Source organism: Synechococcus sp. CCY9201, from assembly GCF_034931105.1.
GTDB lineage: Bacteria > Cyanobacteriota > Cyanobacteriia > PCC-6307 > Cyanobiaceae > CBW1002.
This window is the reverse complement of record NZ_JAYGIC010000028.1, coordinates 47,923-63,052: the sequence shown is the minus strand read 5'-3', so window position 1 is coordinate 63,052 and position 15,130 is coordinate 47,923. Positions and strand designations below refer to the sequence as shown.

Sequence of the window (15,130 nt, the reverse complement as noted above, 5' to 3'; positions counted from 1 at the left end):
TTGTCGGGCGTCTCCGGAGCGGATGGGTCCATAGGGGTTGGTGAGGGAGCGGGAAATGAAACGGGATTGGGGTTGGCAGTGCAAAAGAAATGGGTCTGAAATGGTGATCAGGCCTGGTCGTCTTCAGAGCTGCGGCAGAAGCGAGGCGTGCACCAGCTGCGCCAGCCGCTCCAGGTGTTCGGCCCTGGTGTGGGGGTTGCCGAGCACGGCCTTGAGGTGATGGCGGCCGCCGTACAGGGGCCGCGACAGCATCAACTGCTCGGCCAGAAGGCGCTGGCGGGTTTCGGCGCTCCAGTGGGTGGCCTGCTCGGCGTCATAGCCGGCGGGGCAGAAGGCGAGAAGGTGCAGCTGGCCGTCCTTGAGGTCGAGCCGGTCACCAGAGGCCAGCAGCTGGCGCAGATGTCGCCGCCGCTCGATGGCGCCATCCAGCACCGCTTCGATTCCCGCCAGGCCCAGTTGCCGAAGGCCCAGCCAGAGCTTGAGGATTTCGGCGGGACGGGTGCCCTGCAGCCCTGCCTCGCCGCCATGGCTGCCCCCCCAGCTGGGCTCCATGTAAGGAAGCCCCGTGCCGAACACCTCCTCCAGACCTGCCGGATCAGCCAGCAACAGCAAGGAGGAGGTTTTGGTGATGCCCAGAAGCTTCTGGGGATTGAGGGTGATCGAATCCGCCTGAGCCAGACCCGCCACCCGGTGGCGATGGCGATCACTGAGGGCGTACACCCCTCCGATCGCCCCATCCACGTGCAACCAGATCCCCTGAGGCCGGCACAGATCCGCCACCGACTCGAGGGGATCCACCGCTCCCCGCACGGTGGTGCCGGCGGTGGCCACCACAGCCAGAACCGGCACTCCCTGGGTTCGCAGTGTCTTCAGCCTGCTCTCCAGAGCCTCGATGGCAAGACCGCCCGAGGCATCGGTCGGCAGCGTGAGCAGGGCCGTGGCCGGCAGCCCCATCACCGTGAGGGCCTTGGCCAGGGACACATGGGCATCCTGGCTGCAGAGCACCACCGCCTGGCCGCAACAGGCCAGGCCAGCGCGGTGGCGTGCCAGCACCAGAGCCATCAGGTTGCTGAGGCTGCCACCGCTGGCCGGGATGCCACCGGCACCGGCCGGCAGACCGATCGCTTCGGCCAGCCAGCTGCAGAGACTGCGCTCCAGCCTACTGAGGCTGGGGGAGAGCTCCTCCGCCAGCAGGTTGTTGTTGAGACCAGCGCAGATCAGATCGCCCACGATCGAGGCCGCCAGGGGCGGGGGGTCCAGGTGGGCCAGGGCTCCGGGGTGGTGGGGGTTGTAGGCCCCATCCATCAGTTGCTGGAGATCGGCCAGCAAGGCTTCCGATGGCAGGCCGAAAGCCTCAGGAACCGCGCTGGGAAGCACACTCAGACCAGGCAGGGGCGAGCGGGCCAGGCTGCTGCCCATCCAGACCGTCAGCTGGCTGGCAGCCCGATGCAGAAACGACTCCAGGGCCGCATCCGGCTGGGCAGGATCGGCAAAGGGCAGGGGCGAGGCGGCCCGCAGAGCTGGTGGCGCGCTGGCCAACGGCGGACGGTCAAGGTCTCCCATTCTCACCTGAGGGGCGCAGCATGGTTCAGGCCCTGGTTTGGCCGGGCTCGCCCCGCTGCCACGATCGATGCCGACACTCCGTCGGGACGACCGGCCCCACCAGCCCTTGCCGACCCAACAGCTCCTTGATGATCCTCTCGGTTCGGGGGATCCTCAACTCCTGCCCGATCAGAACCACAGGCCTGCCGAGCTGGCATCAAGAGCACCGATCGAGCACACCAGGCTGGAGAGCTGGATGGATCGGTTGCTGCGCCATGCAGCCGCTGTGGGGGAAACCGGTGAGATTCCGGTCGCGGCCGCGATGCTGGATGCCCAGGGACGCTGCATCGGCTGGGGCAGCAATCGGCGCCATCGCGAGATGGACCCGCTGGGGCACGCCGAGCTGGTGGCCCTGCGCCAGGCGGCGCTGTTGCTCGGCGACTGGCGTTTCAACGCCTGCACCCTGGTGGTGACCCTCGAGCCCTGCCCGATGTGTGCCGGCGCCCTGGTGCAGGCGCGGGTCGGACGGGTGGTCTATGGCGCCCCGGATCCCAAGCGGGGCGCATTGGGGGGGTGCCTGGATCTGGCCAGCGATCCCAGCGCCCACCACGCGATGACCGTGGTGGGCGGGGTGCGCGGCGAGCAGGCTGGAGCTCAGCTCACGGCCTGGTTCAGGCAGCGGCGGAGCGGAAGGCAGGCAGCTCGGCCTCGAACAGATCCAGCAGCCGATCGACGTTCTCGGCGCGACTGTTGAAGCCCATCAGACCGATGCGCCAGACCTTGCCGGCCAGCACACCGAGACCACCACCGACCTCGATGCCATGGGTGTTGAGCAGATGGAGGCTGAAGGCCTTGCCATCCACGCCCTCCGGAATGCGCACGGTCGTGAGGGTGGGCAGCCGCAGCTCTTCAGGGACGTGGGGCTCGAGACCGAGGCGCTCCAGACCGATCCAGAGGCGCTCCGCATTGGCCCGGTGACGGGCCCAGGCATTCTCCAGACCCTCTTCAGCCAGTAGACGCAGCGCCTCGCGCATGCCGAAGTTCATGTTCACCGGGGCGGTGTGGTGATACACCCGGTTGCTGCCCCAATACTGGTTCAGCAGGCTCACGTCGAGATACCAGTTCGGCACCTTGTCCGGCCGGGCCGCCAGTTTGGCCTCGGCCCGGGGCCCCATGGTGAAGGGACCGAGGCCTGGAGGGCAGCTGAGGCCCTTCTGGCTGCAGCTGTAGGCCAGATCCACCTTCCAGTCGTCCAGGAAGACGGGGATCGCCCCCAGGGAGGTCACGGTGTCGAGCAGGAGCAGGCAGTCGTATTGCCGGCAGAGCTCACCGATGCCCTCCATGGGCTGGCAGACCCCGGTGGAGGTTTCGGCATGCACCATCGCTAGGATGGCGGGGCGATGGTGTTGCAGCGCCGCCTCGATCTCCTCCAGGGTGAACGCCTCGCCCCAGGGGCGTTCGATCGTGGCCACCTCCGCCCGGTAGCGGCCGGCCATATCCGCCAGTCGGAGGCCGAAGTAGCCCTTCACGGCCACCAACACCTTGTCACCCGGTTCCACCGTGTTGGCCAGGGTGGCTTCCATGGCGGCACTGCCGGTGCCGCTCATCGGAATGGTGAGGCGATTGTCGGTCTGCCAGGCGTAGCGCAGAAGCTCCTGCACCTCGCCCATCAACTCCACGTAGAGCGGGTCGAGATGGCCGATTGGCGTCCGGGACAGGGCCTGAAGCACCGTGGGATGGGCATTGGAGGGCCCGGGTCCGAGCAGAAGACGATCCGGTGTGGCGATCGGGCCGAGCGTGCAGCGGTGAGCTTCGCTGAGCTGGTGATCGCCGACGGGCGGACGGGCAGGAGTGGAGACCAAGACCGAGGGCGGAGGGGGGTGAGACGATTGAGCCTAAACAGAGAGCTGCTGCTGGTCAGCGGGCACGCACGTTGGTGGAGGCCAGACCACGGCAGAGGTGATCAAAAGGAGCCTTCACGACCGAGGCCAGCACGGCCGCCTCAGCAACTCCGGCCTCGGACAATTGTTCACACACCACCTCACCCAGCAGGGCGATCCCCCGGACGGTGGGACCGGTGGGAACCCCAAGGCTCTTGTACGTGTCGTCGAGACCGTTGAGCACCCGTTCGTTGAGGATCGTGGCGTCGTCAGCGATCAGGGCGTAGCTGGCATAACGGAGGAAATAGTCCATGTCCCGCAGACAGGCGGCCAGACGACGGGTGGTGTAAGCATTTCCTCCCGGCAGGATCAGTTCAGGATCCTCTTTCCAGAGCCGTTGCGAGGCTTCGCGAACGATCTCGGCGGCGTCTCGGTTGATCAGCTCCACGGCCGCCAGACGAAGAGCGGACTGGGAGTAAAAGCCCTTGATGCGGTCGATGGCATCGCGATCGAAATAACGACCGAGCTGGTCGTAGCGGCCGATCAAACCAGTGATGGCATCGCGCATGGGTGTTGTGGATCGACGCACCTGCAGCGGAAACTAGCACTCACCAACCGGCAACATTCCTGCTGCCAGGCGCGATCTCGGCAACTTGACAGAAACGGTTACGCAAAGTGGCGCCATCGGACCAGACCTGGCGAGTGAGCTTCGGGGCGATCCCTACCGTTCAGTCAACCCGTGGTCTGCGCGGGCTCCCCCCACCACTTCGTCATGGCCCAAACCGCCCGGGACGTTCTGAGCCAGATCAAGGACGAGGGAATCGAACTGATCGACCTCAAAGTCGCTGATCTTCATGGCAGATGGCAGCACCTCACCGTGTGCGCTGACCAGGTCAACGCCCGGGCTTTTGCCGACGGGCTCGCCTGGGACGGTTCGGTATTCCGCGGCTGGAATCCGGTTCAGGACTCAGCGATCGCCTTGGTGCCCGATCCCGGCACCGCCTGGATTGATCCCTTCCAAAGCCACAGGACCCTCAGCCTGATCTGTTCCATCCAGGAGCCCCGCAGCGCCAAGCCCACAGGCCGCTGTCCCCGCTCCCTGGCCCAGAGGGCCTTCACCTATCTGGGCTCGACCGGTCTTGCCGACACGGCGTACTTCGCGCCCCAACCGGAATTCTTCCTCTTTGACGACGTGCGCTACAGCTCCAGCGAGGCGGGCTGCTCCTACAGCATCGAGTCGATTGAGGCTGCCTGGAACCAGGGCCACGTCGACGACGGCGGCAACCGCAGCGACGCCGATCAGGACTTGCGCAGCGAGATGGTGCTGTTGCTGGGCTCACTCGGGGTTCCGATGGACAAGCATCACCATGCGGTGACGGCATCGGGGCAGCACGCACTGGGCATGAAGGATGCGGAGTTGATCAGCGCGGCGGACAACCTGATGATCACCCGCTATGTGGTGCGCAAACTGGCCAGAAAATATGGACGGTCGGCCACTTTCATGCCGCAGCCAGTCTTTGGCGCGAACGGCTCTGGACTGCCTGTCCACCAGAGTCTCTGGAAGGCTGGCCAGCCCCTGTTCTTCGGGGAGGGCACCTACGCCAACCTCTCCCAGACCGCTCGCTGGTACATCGGCGGTCTGCTGCGCCATGCGCCCAGCGTTCTGGCCTTCACCAACCCGGGCACGAACAGTTACAGGCGTCTGGTGTCGGGCTTCGCAGCGCCGGTGAACCTGGTGTATTCCCAGGGCAACCGCTCAGCGGCCGTCCGCATTCCGATCACGGGCCCCAGCCCCAGGGCCAAACGGCTGGAGTTCCGATCCGGCGATGGCCTGGCCAATCCCTACCTTGCCTTCTCGGCGATGCTGATGGCCGGACTGGATGGAATCAGGAACCAGATCGATCCCGGTGACGGCATCGATGGGGATCTGATCGCACTTCCGGCCGATCAACGGACCAGGATTGCATCGCTTCCGGCCTCCCTCAGTGGCGCTCTCGAGGCCCTGGAGGCTGACCAGGACTACCTGCTGGCGGGCGGCGTGTTCAGCGAGGATTTCGTCGCCAACTGGATCGCGCTCAAGCACGCGGAGGTGCAGCAGCTGCGTCAGCGCCCCCACCCCTGCGAATTCAGCCTCTACTACGACATCTGAAGCCTGAGGCTTGACCGCATCGTAGGAAACCTCGCATCCCAGGGCATTGCAGAGCGCAAGGCTGAGCAGATCTCAAAACGGATCAGGTGTACGGATCAGGTCTCCGGAACGGATCCGATCGCGAAGCTGATCAGGATCCTGGCTCACGGATGAGCATTCCAATCCGTTGGAATGCACCCAGACGTTGTCGCTTCGGCCCTTCCATGTCCGATCAGCTCAGCAAGCTGGCTTATCACACCCTGCAGCAGGGCAAGAGTCTGGTCGGGCTGGCCCACAAGGAAGTGAGCAGCCGCCTCATGGACCTGATCAGTCCTGAGGTCAGCGCCCGCACGGTGCCGGTGCCACCGGCCCTGCTGGCCATGCTGCAGGCATCGATGCAACGTCTGCTGGATCGGGACTGGCAGGAGGCGGAACAGGGCCTCTATCCGGCCTCCCTGCTGTTCGATGCCCCCTGGCTTGACTGGGCCAGCCGGTACCCGCTGATCTGGCTCGATATTCCTGCCACCTGGACCCGCCGCCGGGAGCGGAAGGTGCGCGACCTGCCCCGCACCATCGATCCCGCTGCCTACCCGGACTACTACCTCCAGAATTTCCATCACCAGACCGACGGTTACCTCAGCGACCACTCCGCCGCCCTGTATGATCTGCAGGTGGAGCTGTTGTTCAACGGCACCGCCGATCCGATGCGGCGACGGGTCCTCGGCCCCCTGGTTCAGGGCCTCAAGGCCTTCACCGATCGGCCCCCGGGCTGCCTGCGGGTGCTCGACGTGGCCACCGGTACCGGTCGCACCCTGCGCCAGCTGCGTGGTGCCCTGCCCAAGGCCCAGTTGATCGGCATCGATCTTTCCACCGCTTACCTGCGGCAGGCCAATCGCTGGCTGGCCGAGCTGCCTGGCGAGCTGCCCCAGCTGATCCAGGGCAATGCCGAAACGCTGCCCTTCGCTGAGGCCAGCCTGCAGGGCGCCACCTGCGTGTTTCTGCTGCATGAGCTGCCGGGGTCGGCAAGGCAGGCCGTGCTCAACGAGATCCAGCGGGTGCTGGAGCCCGGTGGCGTGCTGGTGCTGGCGGATTCGGTGCAGCTGAACGATTCGCCGGAGTTCGCCGCGCCGATGGAGAATTTCCGGCGGGTCTTCCACGAGCCCTACTTCCGGCACTACATCGAGGACGACATCGACGCGCGGCTGACGGAGGCCGGATTCGAAGACATTGCTGCCGAATCCCATTTCATGACCCGCGTCTGGACCGCCCGCAAACCGCTCTGAGCCGAATCGCCGTCTGGCGGGTGCAGCTCAGCGTTGAAGCCACCAGGCCAGGATCAGGCCGGCACCGGCTCCCCTCAGGCCGACCCAGAAGTGGCGTCCAGCCTGGGGTTGCCGCAGCCCCTGGGGCAGGGGATCGAGCAGGCGCTGGGCAATGGCGAGCCGTTGCCGTTGGCGACGTTGCCAGGCAGCCTGTCCGAGCTGCCGAGGAGCTGCACTGGCCATGGTGAGCACGGCAGCCAGCTGATGCAGGGCACCGATCGGGCGGGTGCGGCGCGTGGGGTGAGGCATCCCGCCAGGATGGGCGCCGCCGTTGTGTGTTGTCCAGTGACCCAGTCAGCTGCTGTGAAACGGGACTGGCCCCCGCAGGCCCTGGAGCAAGCCGTGGCTCTGCATCGCAGCCTCAGCATCGGAGACCGTGACTGGCACGCCCTCAAGGCCCAACGGCCGCGCCGTGGCGCGGAGCAGATTGCGGCGGCCCTGGTGCAGCTGCTCGGAGAGGACAGCCCGGCCTCGACCAGCTCAACCGCAGCGCGGGAGCGGGCGATCGCGCTGTTGGAGCATGGCCTGGCCTGGCTGCGTCAGGAGATCAGTGATCCGGGCTGTCCAAGCCACGGGCGTTGAAGCGGGAGCGCCGAACGGCCAGTTGGAGGCGGTTCCCGCGGCCGCTCCAGCGCACATCATCAAAGCAATGGTGGATCAGGAACAGGCCCCGGCCGCAGGGGGTGTCCTCGTGGTCAGGCAAGGCGTGGCCGCGATGGCCTGCCGGCACACCAGGTCCCTCATCCTGCACCTGCCAGACCAGCCAGCGCGGCGTCTGGATGCGGCGAATCCGCAGGCATTTGCGCGGATCACAGCCGTTGCCATGGCGCACGGCATTGACCAGGGCCTCCTGGAGACCCAGATGCAACTCAGCCAGGGTGCGCTCGCAGCGCACCGGCTCCAGCAACAACTCCACCAGCGGAGCCAGCTGCAATGTGGAGGGAGTGATGAAATCGGACCAACGCAACGCCAACAGATCAGGATCAGCAGCTGCCGGAATTGACCCTACCCCGCGGCCTTCTCGATGCGCTGCCGCAGGGCGGGATGGCGCAGCAGTGCATCCATCAGCCGCACCCCTCGCAACTGGTTGACCAGGGGCATGTGTCCCTCGGGCGCCTCGATCGACCAGGTGAAGGAGCCTGGATAGCGTGTCCAGAGGCCCTCGTGCTTCCAGCCCAGGCGTGGCCAGAGCAGCTCCCAGCGACCGCCACAGGCGGCCAGCAGGCGACCCTGAACGGAGAAACCGAAGCGACCGCGTGAATAGACCAGCCAGAGCCGATCGAGGCTCTCCAGGTCCACGCCCGCGATCGCTGGCACCTCGCTGTAATACACGTAGCCCCGTTGCATGGCGCCGCTGCCGGCAAGCTGGCGCAACAGCTCACTGGTGATCCGATCAGCCGCCTCGAAGTCCTGCAGCATCAGATGGCGCTGCAGAGGGGCGTAGTCCAGCCCTGCACCGCTGGTCACCGCCAGCCAGCCGTCCGGATAGCGGGCCAGCACCTGCTCGCGCAGCTCCTGATCGCCCGCCTTGAGCAGGAGTTGCAGCAGAAAACCCAGGGCCCAGTCGTCACCGGTGGCATCCCAGCCATCAAGGCGGTCACCGATCAGCGGAGCCAGCTCGGAGGCACGGCTCTCAATCTGGCCCAGCAGGCTGCGCCGTTGACGCGGGGAGGCGGAGAGGAAGCGCTCCAGCAGCTGATCTGGCGCCGCACTGGCGGCGACGGAAACCGGGGAACCGGAGAGCATGGTGGGGAACCAGCCAGAAGGGGAGCCAGTGTTGGCCCACTATGTCAGTCGGGTCTGATGACGCGCAGCGCCCCACCACCATGAGCCTCCGCGACAGCCGATCCTCTGACCTGCATCCCACGGTGCTGCCTGGGATCGCCAGCACCTCTGCAGAGCCTGCGGCACTGCCGGTCAGTGCCTTTCTGGCGGCGTCTGGACCGGTGGTGGATGTGCGCAGCCCCGGCGAGTTCCGCCAGGGCCACATCCCCGGCGCCTGCTCATTGCCCCTGTTCAGCGATGAGGAGCGCGCCGAGATCGGCACCCTCTACAAACAGCAGGGCCGCCCCAGTGCGGTTCGGCGCGGGCTGGAGCTGGTCGGTCCGAGGCTGGTTGACCTGGGAGACAGGCTGAGCGAACTGGCCAACGCCGATTGCAGCGGAACACCGAAGGTGTCCGATCTGCGGCTGCACTGCTGGCGTGGTGGCATGCGCTCGGGAAGTGTCGCCTGGCTGGCCTCCACCCTGGATCTGCCGGTGGTCCTGCTGGAGGGGGGCTACAAGGCCTTCCGTCGCTGGGTGCTGCAGAGCTTCGAGCAGCCCTGGCCGCTGCAGCTGCTGGGGGGACGTACCGGCTGCGGCAAGACCGATCTGCTGGAGGCAATGGCCGCCCGGGGGATGGCGGTGATTGATCTGGAGGGCCTGGCCCATCACCGTGGCAGCAGCTTCGGCGGCCTCGGACAACCGGAACAGCCGACCAGCGAACATTTCGAGAATCGACTGGCGCTGGCGCTGCTGCACCAACGCAACGCCGACGCCATCTGGGTGGAAGCCGAAAGCGCCCAGGTGGGACGCTGCCGGATTCCGCGGGCGTTCTGGCAGCAGATGCTACAGGCGCCGGTGTTGGAGATCCAGCGCACCGAGTCGGAACGGATCGATCGGTTGGTGGCGGTGTACGGCCTCCAGGATCCCGACGGCCTGCGCCAGGCCACCGAACGGATCGCTCGGCGGCTGGGTCCACAGCGCACGGACGCTGCCCTGAAGGCGATCGCAGCCCAGGACTGGGCCAGCGCCTGCAAGGCCATGCTCGACTACTACGACCGCTGTTACGACCACGAGCTGGATCGTCACCCTGCGCCCAGCCTGGGACGGCTTGATCTCAGCGGCCTGAACGACACGGATGCCGCCATGCGGCTGGAGAGTCACCTGCTGGGCAGCGAGCCAGTGTCTGCCTAGGATCAGTTTTTGCCCGAGCCATCATGGGTGCCGCCATTCAGTTCTTCCGTGGTGTGGATGAGCCGGTGGTGCCCGATATCCGTCTGACCCGCTCCCGCGATGGCCGCACCGGGCAGGCCCTGTTCGTATTCGAAGAGCCTCAGGCCCTGGCACCCGAAGCATTGGGCGACATCACCGGCATGTTCATGCAGGACGAAGAAGGCGAGATGGTGACCCGCGAGGTCAAGGCCCGCTTCGTGAACGGCAAGGCCAGCGCCCTGGAGGCCACCTACACCTGGAAGAACACCACCGACTTCGAGCGGTTCATGCGCTTCGCTGAGCGCTATGCCGACAGCCATGGTCTGGGATTTTCGGGCCAGGAAGACAAGGAAAGCGAGGACGAGGACTCCTGATCCCAGCTGAGGCCAGGCTCGACCAGCAGAGGATGGGATCGTGACCTTCGGCCAGTGGCTCGGGCTTGCTGCCCTGGTGGCCTCCCTGCTGCTCCTCTGGAGCCTGCGGGAGGCCTTGGTTCTGGTGTTCGCCGCGGTTGTGCTGGCGATGGCGCTCTGCACCCTGGTGGGCCAGCTGCGCCATCGATTGCGCTGTCCGCGCCCACTGGCACTTCTGCTCAGCCTCGCACTGCTGCTGGTTGTGGTGCTGGTCGTCAGCACCGCCGTGATCCCTGCCTTCGTGGGGCAGTTTTCAGAGCTCCTGCAGAAGATTCCCCAGGCTGGTCGTGCCTTGCTTGAACTGCTTCGGCAGGCCATGGACAGCGCCAGCAGGATGCTGTACGGCCGAAGCGATGGCACTCTCTCCTGGTTGCAGCAGGGGCTGCAAGGGGCCAATCCCGCCGGTGATCTGGCCTCCCATCTCAGCGGCGGCGCCGTTCGCATCCTTGGACTGGCCGGCAATGTCGGCGCCGGCCTGATCCAGACCCTGTTTGTGGTGGCGGTGGCGCTGATGATCGCCAGCCAGCCGGAGGCGTACCGAGAGGCTCTGCTGCTCCTGGTGCCGTCGTTTTATCGGAGGCGGTTCCGCGCCGTTCTGGTTCAGTGTGGCAATGCCCTCAGTGCCTGGATGGTAGGGGTCCTGATCAGCTCCACCTGCGTGGGGGTTCTGGCGGCCATCGGCCTGTCTCTGCTCGGGGTGAAGCTGGTGGCCGCCAACGCCCTGCTGGCCGGACTGCTGAACGTGATCCCCAATGTGGGCCCTACCCTCAGCACCCTGTTTCCCATGTCCGTGGCGCTGCTGGAAAGCCCCTGGAAGGCCCTGGCGGTGCTTGGCCTCTATGTGGCGATTCAGAACCTGGAGAGTTACGTGATCACTCCCTCGGTGATGCACCACCAGCTCCAGTTGCTCCCGGGCCTCACCCTGATGGCCCAGTTGCTGTTCACGGTGCTGTTCGGCCCTCTGGGCCTGCTGCTGGCCCTGCCCCTGGCCGTGTGCCTGCAGGTGATCGTGCGGGAAATCGTGATCCGCGACATTCTTGATCCCTGGAAGGCGCAGAGGGCCGCTGCGCCATGAGTTCGCGCACCCTGCTGGGAGCCCTCGCCCTGATCGTGCTGGGCCTCCTGACCTGGGAGCTGCGATGGGTGTTGCTGATTCTGTTCGGCGCGATCGTTCTGGCGGTGGCGCTCGACGTCCCGATCACGCTGCTGCGTCGGTTGCTGCCCCTGAACCGACCGGCAGCCCTTGCCCTGGTGCTGCTGGTGCTGCTGGTGGCCGGCACCCAGTTGGGCGGCCTGCTGTTGCCGGAGCTGTTCACCCAGGTGAACGACCTCATCCAGCTGTTGCCCGCCCTGACCCAGAAGCTGGCCGCGCTCGCCGCCAACGTGCCCGGCTTTGATCGGCTTGAACAGCAACTGCTGGAGGGCAGCACCTGGGAGAATCTTCAGCCGCTCGGAGGCCAGCTGATCGGGGTGGCCGGTGGTGCTGCCAACAGCACCATCCAGCTGGTGTTGATGGTCCTGCTCGCCATCCTGTTGGCCCTGGATCCCCGCAGCCATCAAGGACTGGTGGTGGCGGCCACCCCGCGCTTCTACCGGCTGCGCATGCGGCAGTTGCTGGGAGACTGCCGCGAGGCCCTGGGGGGCTGGCTGGCCGGGATGACCCTGTCGGCCGTAGTGGTGGGTCTGCTCACCTGGGCCGGACTCTCCCTGTTGGGCGTGCCGCTGGCCCTGCTCAGCGCGCTGGTCTGTGCCCTGCTCACGTTCGTGCCCACCATCGGTCCCACGGCTGCCACCATGCTGCCCCTGGCCATGGCCCTGCTGGTTTCGCCCGCCAAGGTGCTGCAGGTGCTGATGCTGCGGCTGGTGCTGCAGAACGGCGAGGCCTTTCTGCTCACACCGGTGCTGCTCAGCCGAACGGTGAACCTGCTCCCTACCGTGGCCCTGATGGCCCAGCTCTGCCTGGGAGCCCTGTTGGGGCTGCCCGGCGTGCTGATTGCCCTGCCGTTGGTGGTGGTCTTGCAGGTGATCGGTCAGGAGGTGGTGGTGGCCGAGATCATGGATCGCTGGGATGGAACCCGGCCGCGAAGCGATTGAGCCAGCTGACTACCAGCGATCTCACTGAGCGGGAGCGGGAGCTGCAGAAGCGAGCTGGATGGCTGAATCGGTGCTGGCCAACACTCAGCGGCGGTAGTGCCGCCACAGCGACGGTTGCAGCAGCAGCACCAACACGGCCAGGGGATGGGCCCGGATCGCAAACCCCAGTGCCGTCAGGGTCATGTGATCCAGCAACAGCTGCAGTTCGACCCGAAGATCCGCGAGGGCGAACAGCAACAGGGCGATCGGGACAAGAAGGCCTGCCCTGCCTCGCCGCACTGGGGTCTCCATCAACGGGACAGCAGTGGCAGAAGGGTCGGAGCGATGCCGATGCTCGACCAGCTGCCAACAGAAATGCCGATGGTTAGGGCCACAGCGAACCAGAACAGGCTGCTACCTCCGAAGAAGATCAGGGCCAGCAGTGGTAACAGCGTGGTGAGCGAGGTGTAGAGCGAGCGGGTGAGGGTGGCATCCACAGCGACGTCCACCTGATCGATGAGCGAAAACTGGCCAATCAGGGATTTCTGCTCCCGAATCCGGTCGAACACCACCACGGTGTCTGTCACCGAATAGCCGGCCACGGTGATCAGCGATACGGCAAAGAGCGAGTCGACCTCAATCCCTTGGAGCAGACCGAGCCAGGCGAACACCCCACAGGTGATCAGCACATCGTGACCCAGAGCCAGCAGGGCCAGAAAGGCATAGACACGGTCGTAGCGGAGGGTGATGTAGGCCGCGATTGCCGCAAAACTCACCAGCAGAGAAATCAGGCTGCCTTGCAACAGCTGCGCTCCGAGCGTGGGGCCGATCGTATTGACCGAGGTACCGGCCTGATCGAGCGGACCCACATCCGCGGCCATCTCCTCAATCACCGCAGCGCTCTGGGCCGGCGCCAGAGCGGGCAACCGCAACACCACGGACTGGCCCTGATCCAGCACCTGCACGGCGACGCTGGAGATGTTCGGTGCCTGCTCCTCTGCTTCGCTGGGGAGGCTGATCCGGGCCAGGCGCTGCTGGATCTCCTGTCCATTGATCGCTGAGCAGGCGCCTGGATCACAGGCACGCTCGATCTGGATCTGGGTGCCGCCGGTGAAATCGAGCCCCGGCTTCAAGGGTGCACCGATGGAAGGAGTGAACCAGCAGATGGCCAGGCCGATCAGGCTCAACAGGCAGGCAACCCCAGACCCGATCCAGGCGACGCGTCGATGCCGGCTGATGCGGAAAAAGCGAAGGGGTGGAAGGGAAGCAAGGCTTGCGGTCATGCGGCGGTGCCGGGGAGCTGGGTGGCAGGCAGGAAGTAAGTGGAACGGCGCAGGCTTGGATAGCTCATCAGCAACCGCAGCAGCGTTCGGGTACACGTCAGTGCGGTGAACAGGCTCAGCAGAAGACCGATCCCCAGGGTCACGGCAAAACCCTTGACCAGGCCGGTGCCGAGCGCGAACAGGGCGACGCAGCTGATCAGTCCCGTGACGTGCCCATCGAGGATCGACGACAGGGCAAGGGAGAAACCGGAATCGATCGATCGGATCAAGGTGGTGCCCTGGCGCAGTTCCTCCTTGACCCGCTCGAAGATCAGAACGTTGGCATCGACCGCGATGCCGATCGACAGGATGAAGCCTGCGATCCCCGGCAGGGTCAGGGTCACCGGGATAAGGGCGTAGATCGCCAGGTTGAACAGGGCATAGAGGCTCAGGGCCACCACCGCGACCAGGCCCGGCAGGCGATACACCCAGACCATGAAAACCGCCACCAGAGCCAGGCCGGAGAGAGCGGCCAACAAGCTGGTACGGACGTTTTCAGCCCCAAGGGACGGACCCACCGTTCTGACCTCCACCACCTTCACAGGCAGGGGCAGAGAGCCGCCGCGGAGCTGCACTTCCAGATCCCTCGCTTCCTCGGCACTGAAGTTGCCGGTGATGCTGGCGGAGCCACCGGCGATGCCGGCAGCCTTGAACTCAGGTCCCACGGTGGCCTCGCTGATCGATCGACCGTCCAGCACGATCCCAAGCAGGCGACCTGTGCCGGCGATCGACTGGGTGAGGGTGGCGAACTTCTCCCCGCCTTCGCGATTGAACCCGAGGGTCACTTCCCAACCCGCGCCGCTCTGCTGCTGCTGGCGGCCGGCAGTGACCAGATCCTTACCGGTGAGGCCTGTGGGTTCAAACAGGTCGACAACCCGGCTGTTGACCGCTTCCAGGAGCAACCTGAGCTGGTCAATTTCGCTGCTGCCGGCTGGAACGGTGAGGCCCATGCTGCGCATGGCATCGGCCAGTTCGTCGGCCTGGAAATCAGGCGGCGGCTCCGGGTTCGGAGCTCCAGGGGCAGTGGGCGGCTCGTTGACCTCTGCGGTGCGGCGCTCCTTGCTGCGTATAACGGCTTCGGATTGGCGTTTGAGCGCCAGCAGGCCGCGCAAGGCCTGCTCAGTCCCGGGCTTCTGGGTGCGGAACTCAAGCAGGGCTGTGGTGCCGAGCACTTTGGCGGCACGACTGGGATCCTGCTCGCCGGGCAGCTGCAGAACCATCTGGTCGTTACCCACCGTCTGGAGAGTGGATTCGGCCACGCCCAAGCCATTGATGCGGCGATCGAGCACCTCCTTGACAGCCTCGAGCTGTTCCTTGTCGACTGTCTTGATGGCACCGGCCGGCAGCACCTGCAAGGTCAGCTGGCTGCCGCCGCGCAGATCCAGACCGAGCTGCAAGGGATAGCTGGCAAGAAGGGCTCCGGCGGCGATCGCCAAAGCCAGGATCAGGGCGAACCACCCCTGTTGTCGTGCCAT

The 15,130-nt window shown here is 65.9% G+C and carries 17 protein-coding genes; 8 read left to right on the top strand and 9 right to left on the bottom strand.

Annotated elements, in window-relative coordinates; genetic code table 11:
- Nucleotides 1-123 precede the first annotated feature (123 nt).
- Nucleotides 124-1,539, bottom strand: coding sequence for a pyridoxal phosphate-dependent decarboxylase family protein (locus VB716_RS02710; protein WP_416238073.1), 1,416 nt, complete (start codon nt 1,537-1,539; stop codon nt 124-126).
- A 259-nt stretch (nt 1,540-1,798) separates the two neighbouring features.
- Here VB716_RS02710 and VB716_RS02705 point away from each other — a divergent pair, with 259 nt between their 5' ends.
- A complete protein-coding gene (locus VB716_RS02705; protein ID WP_197172421.1) occupies nt 1,799-2,296 on the top strand; it encodes a nucleoside deaminase in 498 nt (165 codons plus the stop codon).
- Here the strand turns inward: VB716_RS02705 and VB716_RS02700 are convergent.
- Complete coding sequence (locus tag VB716_RS02700) at nt 2,214-3,404, bottom strand: pyridoxal-phosphate-dependent aminotransferase family protein (RefSeq protein ID WP_197170179.1); 1,191 nt, start codon at nt 3,402-3,404, stop codon at nt 2,214-2,216. The two genes, VB716_RS02705 and VB716_RS02700, sit on opposite strands and share 83 nt — an antisense overlap.
- A gap of 55 nt (nt 3,405-3,459) precedes the next feature.
- The gene (locus VB716_RS02695) at nt 3,460-3,990 is read right to left on the bottom strand and encodes an allophycocyanin subunit beta (protein WP_197170178.1); all 531 of its coding nucleotides are present in this window, start codon (nt 3,988-3,990) and stop codon (nt 3,460-3,462) included.
- A 204-nt stretch (nt 3,991-4,194) separates the two neighbouring features.
- Between VB716_RS02695 and glnA the strand changes: the two genes are divergently transcribed.
- Nucleotides 4,195-5,571: a type I glutamate--ammonia ligase gene (gene glnA / locus VB716_RS02690; RefSeq protein WP_323269649.1), complete on the top strand. Its 1,377-nt coding sequence runs from the start codon at nt 4,195-4,197 to the stop codon at nt 5,569-5,571.
- Nucleotides 5,572-5,774: 203 nt separating this feature from the next.
- Nucleotides 5,775-6,833, top strand: a complete 1,059-nt coding sequence (locus VB716_RS02685; protein ID WP_322756974.1) for a class I SAM-dependent methyltransferase — start codon at nt 5,775-5,777, stop codon at nt 6,831-6,833.
- Nucleotides 6,834-6,860: 27 nt separating this feature from the next.
- On the opposite strand, the gene VB716_RS02680 is transcribed toward VB716_RS02685, so the two are convergent.
- Nucleotides 6,861-7,121 (bottom strand): hypothetical protein, encoded by a 261-nt coding sequence (locus tag VB716_RS02680; RefSeq protein WP_197155343.1) that lies wholly within the window; start codon nt 7,119-7,121, stop codon nt 6,861-6,863.
- A gap of 9 nt (nt 7,122-7,130) precedes the next feature.
- On the opposite strand from VB716_RS02680, the gene VB716_RS02675 reads away from it, so the two are divergent.
- The gene (locus VB716_RS02675) at nt 7,131-7,454 is read left to right on the top strand and encodes a DUF6439 family protein (RefSeq protein ID WP_323248022.1); all 324 of its coding nucleotides are present in this window, start codon (nt 7,131-7,133) and stop codon (nt 7,452-7,454) included.
- On the opposite strand, the gene VB716_RS02670 is transcribed toward VB716_RS02675, so the two are convergent.
- A complete protein-coding gene (locus VB716_RS02670) occupies nt 7,420-7,845 on the bottom strand; it encodes an ATP-binding protein (RefSeq protein ID WP_197170175.1) in 426 nt (141 codons plus the stop codon). The two genes, VB716_RS02675 and VB716_RS02670, sit on opposite strands and share 35 nt — an antisense overlap.
- A 32-nt stretch (nt 7,846-7,877) precedes the next feature.
- Nucleotides 7,878-8,618, bottom strand: coding sequence for a GUN4 domain-containing protein (locus tag VB716_RS02665; protein ID WP_323269648.1), 741 nt, complete (start codon nt 8,616-8,618; stop codon nt 7,878-7,880).
- Nucleotides 8,619-8,698: 80 nt separating this feature from the next.
- Between VB716_RS02665 and mnmH the strand changes: the two genes are divergently transcribed.
- Genes mnmH through VB716_RS02645 form a run of 4 tightly spaced genes read left to right on the top strand, consistent with a single transcriptional unit; the run spans nt 8,699 to nt 12,354 of the window.
- Nucleotides 8,699-9,829, top strand: a complete 1,131-nt coding sequence (gene mnmH, locus VB716_RS02660) for a tRNA 2-selenouridine(34) synthase MnmH (protein WP_323269647.1) — start codon at nt 8,699-8,701, stop codon at nt 9,827-9,829.
- Between the two features lie 23 nt (nt 9,830-9,852).
- Nucleotides 9,853-10,221: a photosystem II reaction center protein Psb28 gene (gene psb28, locus VB716_RS02655; RefSeq protein WP_197155328.1), complete on the top strand. Its 369-nt coding sequence runs from the start codon at nt 9,853-9,855 to the stop codon at nt 10,219-10,221.
- Between the two features lie 40 nt (nt 10,222-10,261).
- Nucleotides 10,262-11,335, top strand: coding sequence for an AI-2E family transporter (locus VB716_RS02650; RefSeq protein ID WP_323269646.1), 1,074 nt, complete (start codon nt 10,262-10,264; stop codon nt 11,333-11,335).
- Nucleotides 11,332-12,354 carry an AI-2E family transporter gene (locus VB716_RS02645; protein ID WP_323269645.1) on the top strand — a complete coding sequence of 341 codons (1,023 nt, stop codon included), beginning with the start codon at nt 11,332-11,334 and terminating at the stop codon, nt 12,352-12,354. Before VB716_RS02650 ends, VB716_RS02645 begins: the two co-directional genes overlap by 4 nt.
- Before the next feature lie 84 nt (nt 12,355-12,438).
- Here VB716_RS02645 and VB716_RS02640 read toward each other — a convergent pair whose 3' ends face one another.
- Genes VB716_RS02640 through secD form a run of 3 tightly spaced genes read right to left on the bottom strand, consistent with a single transcriptional unit; the run spans nt 12,439 to nt 15,130 of the window.
- On the bottom strand, nt 12,439-12,645 hold the full coding sequence (locus VB716_RS02640) for a hypothetical protein (protein WP_323269644.1): 207 nt from the start codon (nt 12,643-12,645) through the stop codon (nt 12,439-12,441).
- Nucleotides 12,645-13,616, bottom strand: coding sequence for a protein translocase subunit SecF (gene secF, locus VB716_RS02635; RefSeq protein ID WP_322756978.1), 972 nt, complete (start codon nt 13,614-13,616; stop codon nt 12,645-12,647). The genes VB716_RS02640 and secF overlap by 1 nt, the downstream gene beginning before the upstream one ends.
- A complete protein-coding gene (gene secD, locus VB716_RS02630) occupies nt 13,613-15,130 on the bottom strand; it encodes a protein translocase subunit SecD (protein ID WP_323269643.1) in 1,518 nt (505 codons plus the stop codon). Before secD ends, secF begins: the two co-directional genes overlap by 4 nt.